14 protein-coding genes are annotated in these 13456 nt (G+C 70.7%); 7 read left to right on the top strand and 7 right to left on the bottom strand.

The features are described from left to right. Positions 1 to 41 precede the first annotated feature (41 nt). The 4 genes from DM816_RS05445 to DM816_RS05460 all read left to right on the top strand — a co-directional run bounded on the left by DM816_RS05445 (position 42) and on the right by DM816_RS05460 (position 4076). Positions 42 to 272: a hypothetical protein gene (locus DM816_RS05445; RefSeq protein WP_117208956.1), complete on the top strand. Its 231-nt coding sequence runs from the start codon at positions 42 to 44 to the stop codon at positions 270 to 272. A gap of 244 nt (positions 273 to 516) precedes the next feature. Further along, a complete protein-coding gene (locus tag DM816_RS05450) occupies positions 517 to 1287 on the top strand; it encodes a methyltransferase domain-containing protein (protein WP_117208957.1) in 771 nt (256 codons plus the stop codon). A 132-nt stretch (positions 1288 to 1419) separates the two neighbouring features. Beyond that, positions 1420 to 3492 carry a HelD family protein gene (locus DM816_RS05455; protein WP_246001589.1) on the top strand — a complete coding sequence of 691 codons (2073 nt, stop codon included), beginning with the start codon at positions 1420 to 1422 and terminating at the stop codon, positions 3490 to 3492. A 146-nt stretch (positions 3493 to 3638) separates the two neighbouring features. Beyond that, positions 3639 to 4076, top strand: coding sequence for an SAM-dependent methyltransferase (locus tag DM816_RS05460; protein WP_117208958.1), 438 nt, complete (start codon positions 3639 to 3641; stop codon positions 4074 to 4076). Between the two features lie 45 nt (positions 4077 to 4121). Here DM816_RS05460 and DM816_RS05465 read toward each other — a convergent pair whose 3' ends face one another. From DM816_RS05465 to DM816_RS05475, 3 genes are all read right to left on the bottom strand, one after another. Then, entirely contained in the window at positions 4122 to 4766 is a 645-nt protein-coding gene (locus DM816_RS05465; RefSeq protein WP_117208959.1) for an N-acetylmuramoyl-L-alanine amidase family protein, read from the bottom strand. 93 nt (positions 4767 to 4859) lie between these two features. Further along, positions 4860 to 6596, bottom strand: coding sequence for an ABC transporter ATP-binding protein (locus tag DM816_RS05470; protein ID WP_117208960.1), 1737 nt, complete (start codon positions 6594 to 6596; stop codon positions 4860 to 4862). Then, positions 6593 to 8317, bottom strand: coding sequence for an ABC transporter transmembrane domain-containing protein (locus tag DM816_RS05475; RefSeq protein WP_170318783.1), 1725 nt, complete (start codon positions 8315 to 8317; stop codon positions 6593 to 6595). The genes DM816_RS05470 and DM816_RS05475 overlap by 4 nt, the downstream gene beginning before the upstream one ends. Positions 8318 to 8388: 71 nt before the next feature. On the opposite strand from DM816_RS05475, the gene DM816_RS05480 reads away from it, so the two are divergent. Continuing rightward, on the top strand, positions 8389 to 8877 hold the full coding sequence (locus DM816_RS05480) for a DUF11 domain-containing protein (RefSeq protein ID WP_117208962.1): 489 nt from the start codon (positions 8389 to 8391) through the stop codon (positions 8875 to 8877). A gap of 109 nt (positions 8878 to 8986) precedes the next feature. Here DM816_RS05480 and DM816_RS05485 read toward each other — a convergent pair whose 3' ends face one another. The 4 genes from DM816_RS05485 to DM816_RS05500 are packed head-to-tail and all read right to left on the bottom strand — an operon-like array spanning position 8987 to position 11811. After that, the gene (locus DM816_RS05485) at positions 8987 to 9313 is read right to left on the bottom strand and encodes an STAS domain-containing protein (RefSeq protein WP_117208963.1); all 327 of its coding nucleotides are present in this window, start codon (positions 9311 to 9313) and stop codon (positions 8987 to 8989) included. A gap of 8 nt (positions 9314 to 9321) precedes the next feature. Continuing rightward, positions 9322 to 10191 carry an ADP-ribosylglycohydrolase family protein gene (locus DM816_RS05490; protein WP_117208964.1) on the bottom strand — a complete coding sequence of 290 codons (870 nt, stop codon included), beginning with the start codon at positions 10189 to 10191 and terminating at the stop codon, positions 9322 to 9324. Further along, positions 10136 to 11512, bottom strand: a complete 1377-nt coding sequence (locus DM816_RS05495) for a trehalose-6-phosphate synthase (RefSeq protein WP_117208965.1) — start codon at positions 11510 to 11512, stop codon at positions 10136 to 10138. The genes DM816_RS05490 and DM816_RS05495 overlap by 56 nt, the downstream gene beginning before the upstream one ends. Further along, a complete protein-coding gene (locus DM816_RS05500) occupies positions 11509 to 11811 on the bottom strand; it encodes an STAS domain-containing protein (protein ID WP_162907144.1) in 303 nt (100 codons plus the stop codon). Before DM816_RS05500 ends, DM816_RS05495 begins: the two co-directional genes overlap by 4 nt. Positions 11812 to 11911: 100 nt before the next feature. On the opposite strand from DM816_RS05500, the gene DM816_RS05505 reads away from it, so the two are divergent. Both DM816_RS05505 and DM816_RS05510 read left to right on the top strand, forming a co-directional pair. Further along, positions 11912 to 12589, top strand: coding sequence for a response regulator transcription factor (locus DM816_RS05505; protein ID WP_117208967.1), 678 nt, complete (start codon positions 11912 to 11914; stop codon positions 12587 to 12589). Then, positions 12586 to 13456 (top strand): HAMP domain-containing protein (locus DM816_RS05510; protein WP_117208970.1); only part of this gene is annotated, 871 nt, incomplete at its 3' end. The genes DM816_RS05505 and DM816_RS05510, both read left to right, overlap by 4 nt.

Raw genomic sequence — 13456 nt, forward strand, 5'->3', positions numbered from 1 at the left:
TGCGTATGAATAATTCCTGCACCCGTGGGTAGGCGTGCGTTATGACCGAGACGAGAGAGGCCGGCCACATCACCGGCACCAAGGACAAGGACTACAACATCCTCTGGTTCACCGAGACCTGCCTGGACAACGTGCTGCGGCTGGAGACATACATCCGCGACGCGGAGGAGGCGGGCGACGGTGAGCTGGCCGATTTCTTCAGGAAGGCCCAGGCCGAGAGCCGCAAGGGTGCGGAGCAGGGCAAACAGCTGCTGCGCACGCGACTGGGCTGACCGGAGCGAGTCAGGCCCGCCCACGCAAAGCCGGGCGGGCCTGCAGCACGGAGAGGATATGGCGGTCGTGACCCCTATCCGACACCAAAAGCCGTTGCCGCCTTACATGGAGGGTCATTACCGTTTTCACGGTACGCCGTCGAGCCGAAGGGAGGTCAGGACAATGCCCAATGTTCTGCGCTCCCGCCGCGCTCCGGCGTTTCCGCGGGTCTGATCGGGAGCGCCGCTTCCCGAAGGATCCTCAATGAGTTTGCAAGCCACACAAGACGAAGCCATGCGCCGCCGCAGGCCCAACCACGCCGAGCGGACCGCCCAGACCCACGCCGCGTTCCTGCTGCCGCATCTGCGGCCGGGGATGGCCTTGCTGGACATGGGCTGCGGCCCTGGCACGATCACCGCGGGCCTCGCCGCAGCGGTCGCTCCCGGCATGGCCACCGGCATCGACCTGGACCCACCGCCCATGCCTCCGGCGGGTGTGCAGATTATCGCGGGTGACGTCACTGACCTGCCGCACGAGGACGGGTCGTTCGACGCGATCTACGCCGGTGCGCTGTTGCAACACCTGGCCGACCCGTTACTGGCGCTGCGCGAGGCGCGCCGCGTCTCCCGGCCCGGCGCGGTGATCGGCGTCGCCGACGCCGACTGGGACGGCGAGCTGCTGTATCCGACCAACGCCGTGCTGCGCCGCTCGATGCGGGTGGCCCGAAAGCTACGCCAAGGCACGAGCCCGTTCGTGGGCAAGCAGCTTCGGCACCTGCTCACCGAGGCGGGTTTCGTCCGGGTCGAGGCGTCCGCCCGTGCCGGCCACCATGGCACGCCGGACGAGACCCGCCAGTTCGGCGCGTTCACCGCTTCGCTGTTTCGCTATCCGGCCGCGGCGCAGCGGGCGATCGCGCAGGGCTGGGCCATGGCCCACGAGCTTGAGGAGATGGCCGCGGCGTGGGAGGCGTGGGGGAGTCACCCTGGAGCGTTCGTGGCCCGATTTTGGTGTGAGGTGGTGGGCTGGGTGGAATAGGCCCCTCGCTCCCCTCCGCCATATTCATCATATCGGCCTGTCAAGCGGTCCGAATCGCCCCAGAAAACGATTTTTTGGCCCCTGGCCAGCGCATACGCTCGACCAGTCCGAGCCGCCGACCCGGGGAGCACTGTGTCCGAATCAGCAGCACACCAGATCACCATCGAACAACAGGTCGTCGACAAGGTTTACGCGCGCCTTGAGGTCATGCGCGAACAGGCGAAGGAGCTGAAGAGCGAAGGGCACCGGCGCGCGACGTCAGGCCCGGTGGCCGGCCTGGTCGAGCGGGATGCCATGGTCCTGCGCGCCGCGGCCAAGCTGTCCGATCTGGACAGACAGGAGGAGGGCATCGTCTTCGGCCGGCTCGACTTCGACGACGGCGACACCTACCGCATCGGCCGGTTGGGCGTGCGCGACGAGGACCGTGAGCCGCTCGTCGTGGACTGGCGCGCGCCCGCCGCCGCGCCGTTCTACCGGGCCACGCCCGGCGAGCCGCTCGGCGTGGAGCGCCGCCGGATCATCATGTGCGAAGGTCCCAGGGTGGTCGGCCTCGACGACGACGTGCTGTCCGAAAAGGACATCGACGGCGTGGTCGGCGAGGGCGCGCTGCTGGCCTCGCTCAACCGGGCGCGTGGCGAGCACATGCGCGACATCGTCACCACGATCCAGCGCGAACAGGACGAGGCGATCCGGGCACCCGCCCACGGCGTCACTCTGATCACCGGCGGTCCGGGCACCGGCAAGACCCAGGTGGCCCTGCATCGCGCGGCCTACCTGCTCTACACCGATCGCGGGAAGTTCGCCGACGGCCGGGTGCTGGTAGTCGGCCCGTCGACGGTGTTCACCGAATACATCGGGCGGGTGCTGCCTGGTCTCGGCGAGGACAGTGTCCACTTGCGAGCGGTCGGCGAGCTGTTCGAGGGCGTCGTCGCGACCCGGCGTGACCCCGCCGAAGTGGCCAAGTCCAAGGGCGACCTGAAGATGGTGCGGATGCTGACCGAGCTGGCCTGGGACACCCCGCCGAGCGCGCCGGATCACCTGCGCGCCCTTGACGCCGACGACCTCGCCAAGGCCCGCGTCGAGATACGCAAGAGGTGCGAGGCACAGGGCATCAAGCCCAACGGCGCCCGCCCGGTGGCGGCGAAGGTGCTCTCGGAGATGTTGGACGGGAAGGAAATCCCGGAAGCCTTCTTGAACGCTTGGTGGCCGCCGCTCACCCCGCAGGACGTGCTTCCCGCGCAGCACGGCGAGTGGTCGGTGGACGACATCCCACTGCTCGACGAGCTCGCCGAGATTCTGGGGAAGCCGTCGTCTGTCAATCCGAGAGTGCCCGAGTGGCAGCTGCGTGAGCTGAGAAGCGGGGCCCGGCTGGCCGAGACCTTCGTGATGAGCTGGAGCCTCAACGACGGTTGGCAACTGTTCGCGCCCGGACTTCCCACGCCGATCGCGGTCTCGGGTCAGTCCATCGACAACAACGGCTATTGGGCGGCCCAGCGCTGGGCGGCCGCGATCATCCTGCGCGAGGGGCACAAGGTGACAAGCTGGATCGACGGCTTCGACCCCTACGGCGAGGAGGGCTACGTGCCGGTGTTGGCCGAGCCGCTGCCCGTCGCCGTGGCCGAGGAGCCCGTCGAGGACGCATACTTGCACGTCATCCTCGACGAGGCGCAGGATCTGTCGCCCATGGAGTGCCGCATGATCGCCCGCCGTGCGGCTCACGCATCGATGACCATCGTGGGTGACCTCGGCCAGGCGACCCATCCGCTGGCCGCCCGATCGTGGCCGGAGTTGGTCCGGCGGCTGGGCAAGCGCGAAGCCAGGGCGCTCGACCTGCCCACCGGCTACCGCGTGCCACAGATCATCGCCGACTTTGCCGCCCGTGCCCTGGCGCCCGAGATCGAGCCCACCCGCTCCTTCCGGCCCGGCGGCGCGCTGGAGATCCGTCAGGTGGACGACCTCGCCGAAGCGGTGGCGCAGGAGACGGGCACGGTCATCGCACCCGACCACCTGGCCGCTTCCTTGAACGCGGTACCGGTCAGTCAGGTCAAAGGCCTGGAATATGACCGCGTGGTGTTGGTCGAGCCCGCCGACATCGTCGCCGCCGAACCCCGCGGCATGAACCGGCTCTACGTCGCCCTGACCCGGGCCGTCGCGGAACTGGTCATCCTGCACACCAAGCCATTGCCCGAAAATCTCCAGCGATGAATCGGGTCGCCGCGTGTCTCGTGTAACGTGGCGTGCCTCTCGCGCCACGACCAGGCACGAGGCAATGGCCCTCGCCCCAGCGGGTCGCAGAACGAGCTCACCCACCGTTCACCAGCGCCGACGGACATCGTTTATCCTTCACGCCTATGTCGGCAAGTCTTTCGCCGCGCCTCGCCGCGATCGTGCAGGCGCTTCCGTTCAAGCCCGACTCGCGCATCCTCGAAATCGGATGTGGGCCGGGCGCGGCCGCACGGGCGATCGCGGCCCAACTGACTGGCGGCCACATTCTGGCCATCGACCGATCCGCGGCCGCCATCGCCCAGGCAGAGGGCGCCTGCGCCGAGGAGATCGCTTCCGGTCGCATGAGCGTGCGTCAGGTACCGGCTGAAGAGTTTGTCCTGCAAGCAAACGAAGAACCATACGACCTCGTGTTCGCCGTCCGCGTCGGGGCGCTTGACGGGCGGCATCCGCAACTCGGTGAGCGGGTGCTGCAGCGGATCGCCGCGGCGACCACACCGGGCGCGAGGCTGTTCATCGACGGCGGCGACCCGCTTCGTGAACTGCCGATCCCGCGGCAGTCCTGAGCCGGCCGGGTGACGCTGCGGCACGGTGCCGCAGCGTCACTGCCGTCAGAGGCCGAAGTGGGCCGCGATGCCCTGGGCGTGCCCGCGGGCGGTGGCGGTGAGGAAGTCGGCGCGCTTGAGCAGGTTGGCGTCGGCGAGCCGGTCCACGAACAGATTCTCGGTGAGCACGGCCGGCATGACCGTCTCGCGCAGCACGTGGAAGTTGGCGGTCTTCATGCCGCGATCCGTTACCGCGGCGATGGTACGCATGTTGGCCAACACTCGCGAATGGACATTGCTGTGCAGGCGCAGGGTGACCCCGGCCGTGCCGGGGTAGCGGAAGCTTTCGAATCCGGTGCCGCCGCCCGCGTTGCAGTGGATGCTGACGAAGATGTCGGCGCCCCAGGCGTTCGCGTCGTCGGTGCGGTAGGTGAGGCTGCGGGTCACGTCGGTCGTGCGCGACATGCGGATCGAGACCCGGCTACCGTAGGTGGAGGTCAGGATGTTGCGCACCTGCAGGGCGATGTTGAGCGTGAGATTTTTCTCCTGCAGGCCGTTGGCTACCGCTCCAGGTTCGGTGCCGCCGTGGCCGGGATCGATGTAGATCTTCGGTACGGCGGCGTGTGCCGTGCCTGCCGCGATCCAGGGCGCCACCGCAAGGCCCGCGGCGGTCGCGAGGATGGTGCGCCGCCCGAGGGGTTTGCTTGTCATGGATACCTCTCGATGGGGTGGGAAGTCTGGCGCCGAGACTATAACCGCCATCGATGAACGCGCGGGAGCTTTTCGGTTTCCGCCGAAGTGGTCTCAGCCGTGCCAGGAGCGCCACAGGTCCGCATAGGACCCGTTGGCTGCGATGAGCTCGTCGTGGCTGCCCAGCTCGGTGATGCGCCCGCCGTCGAGCACCGCGACCCGGTCGGCGTCGTGCGCGGTGTTGAGCCGGTGCGCGATCGCGATGACGGTGCGTCCGGTCAGCACCGCGGCCAGGGCCCGTTCGGTGCGCCGGGCCGTGGTCGGGTCGAGCGCGGCAGTCGCCTCGTCGAGGATGAGCGTGTGCGGGTCGGCCAGCACCAGCCGCGCCAGCGCCAGCTGTTGCGCCTCCGCCGCGCCGAGCTCGCGCGCGCCGTCGCCCAGCGCGGTCTCCAGACCCTCCTCCAGCGCCAGCGCCCAGTCGGCACCGACCGTGTCCAAAGCGGACAGCAGCTGGGCGTCCGTGGTGTCGGGGGCGGCGAACTTCAGGTTGTCGCGCAGCGTGCCGATGAAGACGTGATGCTCCTGTGTGATCAGCGCGATCCGGCGGCGCCGCTCGGCCGGGTCGAGGTCGGTGACGGGACACCCGCCGATGCTGACCACGCCCGACCGTGGGGCGTCGATCCCGGCCAGCAGCCGGGCCAGGGTCGACTTGCCCGCGCCGGACGGGCCGACGATGGCCAGCCGTTCGCCCGGCCGGACCTCCAGATCGATGCCGTGCAGCACATCGTGACCGTCCGAATAGGAGAATTGCGCGCCGCGCACGACCAGCTCTCGTCCCTCCGGCGCCACGGCCCGCCCGCGCGGCTCGGGTGGCACCTGCCCGACGCCGAGCACGCGGGCCAGCGAGGCGAGGCCGCGCTGGGCCTGTTCGATCCATTGGAGCAGCCGGTCGAGCGGGTCTATCGCCTGCTGCATGTACAGCGCGGCCGCGATCACCCCGCCGAGCGTGACCATGCCGCGGCTCAGGAAATAACCGCCCGCGAGCAGCACGGCCGCGACCGGCAACGCGTAGCTGGCCTCGACGATGGGGAAGAACACCGATCGCAGCGCCAGCGTGCGGCGGCGGCCGGCCCACACCCGGGCGATGCGCTTGGTGCCGAACTCGGTGCGCGCCTTGGTCAGGCGCAGCGCCTCGACCGTGCGCGCGCCCTCGGCGGTCGTGGTCAGCGCGTCGGTCAGCTCGGCGACGGCCGCGCCCTCGGCCAGATAGGCGTCGCTGGCGCGGCGCATGTACCACCTCGTGGCCGCATACACCGTTGGCATCCCGGTCAGGGCGACCAGCCCGAGCAGCGGATGCAGCAGGAACACCGCGCCGAAGAGCAGCCCGAGCTGGGCCGAGGCGATGACCACGATGGGCACGACGTCGCGCACCGTGTTGCCGACCGCGCCGACGTCGGTCGAGCTGCGCGTGGCCAGATCGCCGGTGCCGGCGCGCTCCACGACCGAAACCGGCAGGTTGAGCGTGCGCCGCACGAAGTCCTCGCGCAGCCCGGCGACGGCCCGCTCGCCGAAGCGGTGGCCCAGATATTGCGCCCACCGGTGCAGGAGCCCCTGTGCCACCACGCATCCGGCGATGGTCAGGGCGAGACGGTCCACAGTGGACGCTCCAGCACCGGCCACGACCGCGTCGATGATCCTGCCCAGCAGCCACGGCGTGGCCAGCCCCGTGATGACCGAGGCGGTGTGCAGCGCAAGCACCACGGTGACGGCCCGGCGGTCGGCGCGCAGCAGCCCGACCAGCGCGCCGCGCACGGTGCGGCGGTCGGCGATGGGCAGCCCAGTCGTCGTCATCGGGCCACCTCCTCGATGTCGGCATCGCGCGACACCAGGGCGCGGTAGCCGTCGTCGGTCTCGGTGAGCTCGGCATGCGTCCCGACCGCGACCACGGTGTTGTCGCGCACGTGAGCCACGATGTCGGCGCGGCCGAGCAGCAGGGGAGAGGTGGCCATGACGACGGTGGTCAACCCGGCGCGGTGCTCGCGCAGCCGCTGGGCGATGCGCGCCTCGGTGTGGGCGTCCACAGCGGACGTGGGATCGATGAGGATCAGCACCTCCGGCTCGGCAAGCAGCGCCCGCGCGAGGCGGATGCGCTGGCGCTGGCCGCCGGACAGGGTGCGGGCGCGGGCGGCGACCGGCGTGTCCATGCCCTGCGGCAGCGCCTCGATCACGTCTTCGGCGGACGCGGCGTGCAGGGCGGCGGCGATTTGCGCGTCGGTCAGGTCGGGCCGGATGTGCAGGATCTCCCGCACGGTGCCCGCGAACAGATAGGAGTCGTGCTCATCGACCAGAATCCGGGCGCGCACCTCGGCCAGCGGCATGCCGCCAAGCGGGGCGCCGCCCCACGTCACGTCGGTGTTGGCATAGCGGCCCAGCCGGTCGGCCAGCGCGATCGCCTCGGCCGGGTCGGCGGCGGCGACCGCGAGCAGCTTGCCCACGGGCACACGCAAACCCGTCGCCGGATCGTGCAACTCGGAGGGCCGGCCCGGTGGTTGCGTGGTGACCGCTTCGTCCGCGCCGTCGGGCACCAGGGTGAGCAGGGCGATGATGCGCCTGGCCGACACCCGGCCGCGGATCACCTGGTACCCGCCCTCCAAAAAGAACCACACCGGCACGACGAGGATCGCCACATAGCCGTACACCGCGACCATCTGGCCCACGGTGATCTCACCGGCCGCGGTCATGCGGGCGGCCAGCCACACCACCGCCGCCAGAAACATGCCCGGGATCGCGGCCGTGCCCGCGAAGATCCAGCTGCTCACCGCACCGACCCGGTAGCCCTCGTCGCGCAGGTCCCCGGAGCGGTCCGCGTAGGCGCGGGCGAACAGGCCCCGGCCGCCGACCCCGGCGAGCACGCGCAGGCCGGCGACGATGTCGGTCGCGCGGGCGGTCAGCAGGCCGTGCTTGTGCCGGTACACCGATTCGACCCCCTCGAACCGGCGCAGCAGCGGCCCGATCCCGATCGCCATCGCGGGCACGCCCAGCAACACGAACAGGGCCAGGAGCGGCGAGATCGACCACAGCACGACGGCGGCCACGGCGTACGCGATGATCGCGCCGACGCCGGGGCCGGTGATGGTGAGCACGGCCGAGACGGTGCTGATGTCCGAGCCGCCCACGGTCGCGACCTCACCCGCGTCGAGTTTGCGCGACAACGCCGCGCCGCCACGGGAAACCGCCCGCAGCACGACGGCCGCCGAGCGGGCGGTCGCGTCCTCGCGAACGAACGTCATCGTGCGGTGCCGCATGATTCCCAGCCACGCCAATGCGACCCCGGCCGCGACGATGGCTGCCACCCACCACAGCAGTGCGGTGTGGTTGTTGGGGCGCAGGCCGTCGTCGACGGCGCGGGCGATCAGGTATGGCCGCACGGAAAGGCCCACCATCCACAGCGTCCCGATCAGGGCGCCCCGCAACACGCGCACCGGCTCGCAGCGCACCAGCCACCACATGTATCGCAGCGGGCCTCGCGTGTCGGGGATGCCGGGATCGGGGTGGGGGATAAGTGGGGGCACTCGGCCCAGGCTACCGGCCGATCAACGATCAGTGGGGGCATTTTCGGCCGTCCACCACGTATAATTCGAAGATGATCGATTTTATACGGGTCGCGCGTCGGCTGGCCATCGCCGCCAGTCTGGTGGCGGGCGTCGTGCCCGCGGGCGCGTCCGGCGCTGACCTCGCGGTCGACCTGCGTGCGCGCGATGGGATACTGCTGACGTCGATCCGCTATGACGTGTCGATAACCAACCGCGGGCCGCACTCACTCACGTCGGCCACGGTCACCGTCCGGCTCGACAGCCACGCGGCGGGCGTGTTGGGCTCGCCATGCACCTTCGACGCCGCCGCCGACGCGATGACGTGCTCCTTCGGCAGCCTCGCGGTCAACGCCACGGCCACGGTCGGCGGCTGGGTCCTCTTCGGCGACACCTTGCCACCGGGCCCGGTGGTGGCCACCGCCACCCGCACGGCCAGTAGCCCGTCCGACCCCAACGCGGCCAACGACTCCGACACGGCGACATGCCGCTACGTGCCCAACAACCAACCCCTCGACCCACCACCAGAGATGTTCTGCTGACCCACTTTTTGGTTGATCATGAACGTAAGTCCATGTTGACGGCGTGTCGCTGCACCAACTTCATGGTCGACGCCGGATCGCGCGGCCGTGTCCCGCAGCCCGGCGCCCACTATCGGGATTGGAGGGCGCGTCGGCAGATCGTGCCCGTCGGGTAGGCACGCACCCACGATCGCCGCGGCGCCTCGCGTTTGGCGTGCAGCAGGGTGAGCAGGATGCCGCGGCGCTGGGCTTCGTAGTCGCAGTCGCGCAGCGCGGCCTCGCCGATCGGGTCGATGGACGTCACCTCGGACAGGTCAATGGCCAAAACCGGTGTGGGGTACCGGCGCAGCGCCCCCACGACCGTCTTGGACAGCAGGTGGGCCGTTGCCGCCGTGAGGCTGCCGTGGGCGGTGATGGTCAGGCGATGGGGCGCGATACGCAAGCGCAGTTGAAGCATTGGCGTCACTACCGTGGCTGGAACGGGGCGTGCTCGATGGCGGCGAGGCCACCGGCGATGGCGTGGATGCGAATGGTGTCGGCGCCCGGTTTCCAGGCCGCGGGCGGTTGGTACTGCGGGTTTCGCGCGCCCGTCACCGCACCGGCCATCGTCGCGATGGCCCGGGTCTGCCCGCCGATGGCCGCGGCATAGCGGATCGCGGCGGCCGGGTCCTGGTGGTGGCGCAGGAACGCGGTCAGCGCGGCCGGCACCGTGCGCAGCGCCGTGGGGCTCGTGGCAAGTGTGGCAATGGCTTCGGCGGGCCCCGCGCGGTGCCGGGCCAGCGTGCGCACGATGGTCAGATAGTGCACCAGTTCGGGGTGCCGGGCTTGCGCACTCAGCGTGGCCAGGAACCGCTCCGGCGTCACGGCCGCGTTGGGCACGCCCTGGATGGCCATCGCGACCGCGCACGCCATGACTGCGGCCGCGGCACGAGCGAGCGGATCGGCGTGCGTCAGGGCCGCGCTGCGCCGGCCCGTGTCGGCGATGACGTCCAGGCTGGCCGGGATCAGCCCGGCGGCGACCGCCCGCACGGCGGCCGAGCTTTCGCCCGCACCCTGTCCATTTTGGAGGGTCACGGCGAAGCTGTCCTCGTCGAAGGTGCCGCGGTGTTCGGCCAGATGCCCGGCGAGGGTCAGCATCTGGCCGCATGCCGAGTCCCCGACGTCGGCGCCGCGCGCGTGTGTCGGGTGCATGACGGCGTCGAGCTGGACCGAGGTGGGCAGGCGCGTGCCGTCCAGCGGCGCGGTGATGTGGTCTGCGCAGGCGGCCAGCAGCAGGGCGTTACGGATGCGGTGCCGTAGCGGTGAGCCGGTTGCCGGTGTCGCTTGCGTGTGCACGGTGCCAAAGTCCTTCCAAAGGGTCGTGTACGGGCGCGAGCCGGGCGAGGAACTGTTGCGCCCACTGGCTGACGCCGTCGGTCAGGATCTGCCGGCGCATGAGGGCCATCGCGGCCGACGGCCGGCCCGCGTCCGCGGCGGCTTCGAGCATCGCGCGGCCGAGCGCCTCCGGCTCGTGCGGGTTGACGACGTGGGCGTGCGGCAGCTGGCCGGTACCGGAGCTGAACTCGCTGAGCACGATCCGCCCCCGCCCGTCGAGCCGGGCCGCGCAGTATTCGGCGGCGTGCGGCGTTGGCCGGTCGCGCATGGGCGTGGCGACCATGACGTCGGCGGCCAGATAGAGCGCGGTCAGGTCGGCCGCGGGCAGGTCCTGCCGTTGGTAGTGCACCGGGCAGAAGCCGGGCCGGCCGTGCTCTCCATTGATCTGCGCGACCAGCCGTTCGATCTCGGCGCGCTGTTCGGTGTCGCCCGGGCGAGCCGGTGCCAGGTGGATGAAAGCGCTGCGCTCCGGGTCGAGCAGGCCGGCCGCGAGCAGCCGGGCGAACTCCCGCAACTGCTGCACGCTGCCGTCGGCGGGATCGTCGCCGCCGGTACCGAGAAAAATAACGCCGGCGGGACGCAGGGCCAGGCGGATCCGCGCGGCGGCCGCCTGAACGCGGCGGTCGGTGGCCAGGTGGGCGATCGGCCCGGTGTCGGCGGGCATCGGCAGCGTGAGTGTCGTGATTGGACGCTGCGGCGCGGCCAGATTCACGAAGTTGGCCTCCGACCGGGGGTCCTGGAAGCCGACGACGTCCGCGGCCAGCAGACTGCGCAGGATGTCATCGCGCGCCGCGAGCGCGAGGAACGACTCCGCCGGCGGGAACGGGCTGTGCAGGGAAAGCCCGATGCGCACATCCGGACGCAGCCGCCGCAGCAGGCTCGGCACGAGCTGCAGGTGATAGTCGTGCAGCCACACGGTCGCACCGGGCGCCGCAAGCCGCGCCGCGACCCGCGCATAGCTCGCGCTGACCGCGCGATGGGCCTGCAGCCACGCCTCCTCCTGCCGCGGCAGGGCGGTGTGCCCGAAGTACACCGGCGCCAGTGAGGTGTGACAGTAGCCATCACGGTGCGCCGCTAGGGTGTGCGCGTCGACCTCGACCGGTTTGAGCCACGAGCCGTCGTGCGCGAGCGGCCGGTCCGACGCGGCCAGCCACACACCGCGCCGCGCCGCCACGGTGTGCATGAGCGCGGCACGTGCACGCCCGAGCCCACCGGCCGGGTGTCCGAGCGGGGGTGCGTCGGTGGCCATGATGAGCGCGTGCGTTCCCATGGCGGCCGTCACTGTCCACCTATGACCTGTAAGACCCGGTCCACTTTGGCCAGGCGCAGGTTACGTCGCAGTCGCTCCGACGGTGAGCGCAACGCGACCGCGCCGCCGTTGCGCATGGCCCGCCGGTGCACATCGAGCAGCAGCAGGATGCCTGCGGCATCGATGGACGGGCACTGCGCGAGATCGATGATCAGCTGCTGTGGTGCCAGCGCGATCGCCTCCTGCAGCGTGTCGTTGACCGCCGGGGCGGACAGGGCGTCGAGGTCGCCGTGGACCACGACCTCGATGGTGGGGATTCGCTGCTCGTGCACGACTCGACCCAACTCCTGCGGTGTGGCGAAGGCTTCCCAGCAACATGACAGTTGTGTGACAAACGAGCCGTTGCGGCCGGCATCAGGTAAACATGCCTGCGTGGCAGCAGTGCTGATGATCGAAGACGACGACCGGATCCGCGCCTCGCTCGGTCTGGCGCTTGAGGACGAGGGCTACACCGTGCGCGCGGTGGCCACAGCCGAGGAGGGCATGGCCGAGCAGCGGCGTGAGCCGGCCGACACCATCCTGGTCGACCTGATGCTCCCCGGCATCGACGGGTTCGAGTGCATCCGGTTGCTGCGCCGCGAGGGTGAGGTGCCGATCATCGTGGTCAGCGCGCGTGACGACACGCACGACGTGGTGGCCGCGCTGGAGGCGGGCGCCGACGACTACGTGATCAAGCCGGTGGCGGTCAAGGAGCTGTCCGCCCGCCTGCGCGCGCTGCGCCGCCGCGCCCGCTCGGCCCCGGCCTTGCCCACGCAGGCCTATCTGTTCGGCGATCTGGAGATCCGGCCGCAGGCGGGCGAGGTGCTGGTGCGCGGCGAGCAGGTGTCGCTGACCCGCACCGAGTTCCGGCTGCTGTGCGAGCTGGCCGAGCACGCCGGGCTGGTGCTGTCGCGCCAGCAGCTGCTGGAGCGGGTGTGGGAATACGACTACGGCGACGAACGCCTGGTCGACGTGCACGTGGGCCGGCTGCGGCAGAAGATCGAGGACAACCCGGCCGGCCCGCAGCGGCTGGTCACCGTGCGCGGTTTGGGATACAAACTGCACCGATGAAACGTCCAGGGCTGCGTACACGGGTCACCGTGGGGTTCGGCATCGGCGCGCTGCTGGTGTCGACCGCGGTGGCGTTGCTGTCCTACCAGCTGACCGAGGGGTTCCTGCTGCAGGAGCGGGAGCGCAGCGCGGTGCGGGCCACCTACCTTGAGGCGGGGATCGTGCGGGCCGGGCTGGCCGCCGATCATCCGGACATCGCCGGTGTGCTGCGCACGCTCGACACAGGCGGCAAGCGGCGTGCCGTGCTGCACCGAGACGGCGTCTGGTACGGGCGCAGGGCCGACTTCGGGGTCAAATCCGCGATCCCCGCCGCCCTGCAGGCGATGGTCCAGTCGGGGCAGCCGGCCGCGCAGCGCATCCGCACCGAGACCGGACCGGCGCTGGCCGTCGGCATCCCGCTGGACGGCTCGACCGCATTCTACGTCATCGATTCGATGCAGGAGCTCGACCGCTCACTGCAGGTCCTCGCGCTGGTCATGACGCTGGTGGCCGCCGCGACCACGGCCGCCGGGGCATGGCTGGGCGCCTATGCCGCGCGATACGTTGTGCGCCCGATGACCTCGGTGGTCAACGCCGCCCGCGAGATCAGCAAGGGTGACTTCACCGCCCGGCTCGACCCGGCCGCCGAACCTGACCTGTCCCGGCTGGCCACGTCGTTCAACGAGATGGTCGACCAGCTGTCGGCGCGCATGGAGCGCGACCGCCGCTTCGCCGCCGACGTCAGCCACGAACTGCGCTCGCCGCTGCAGACCCTGTCGGCCGCGGCCAGCGTGCTGTCGCGGCACACCGAGGGCATGAACCCGCGTGCGGCCGCGGCGGCGAGCCTGGTGGCCGGCGAGGTCGGCCGGTTCCAGGCGCTGGTGTCCG

Source organism: Allorhizocola rhizosphaerae, assembly GCF_003426775.1.
GTDB classification, from domain to species: Bacteria; Actinomycetota; Actinomycetes; order Mycobacteriales; family Micromonosporaceae; genus Allorhizocola; species Allorhizocola rhizosphaerae.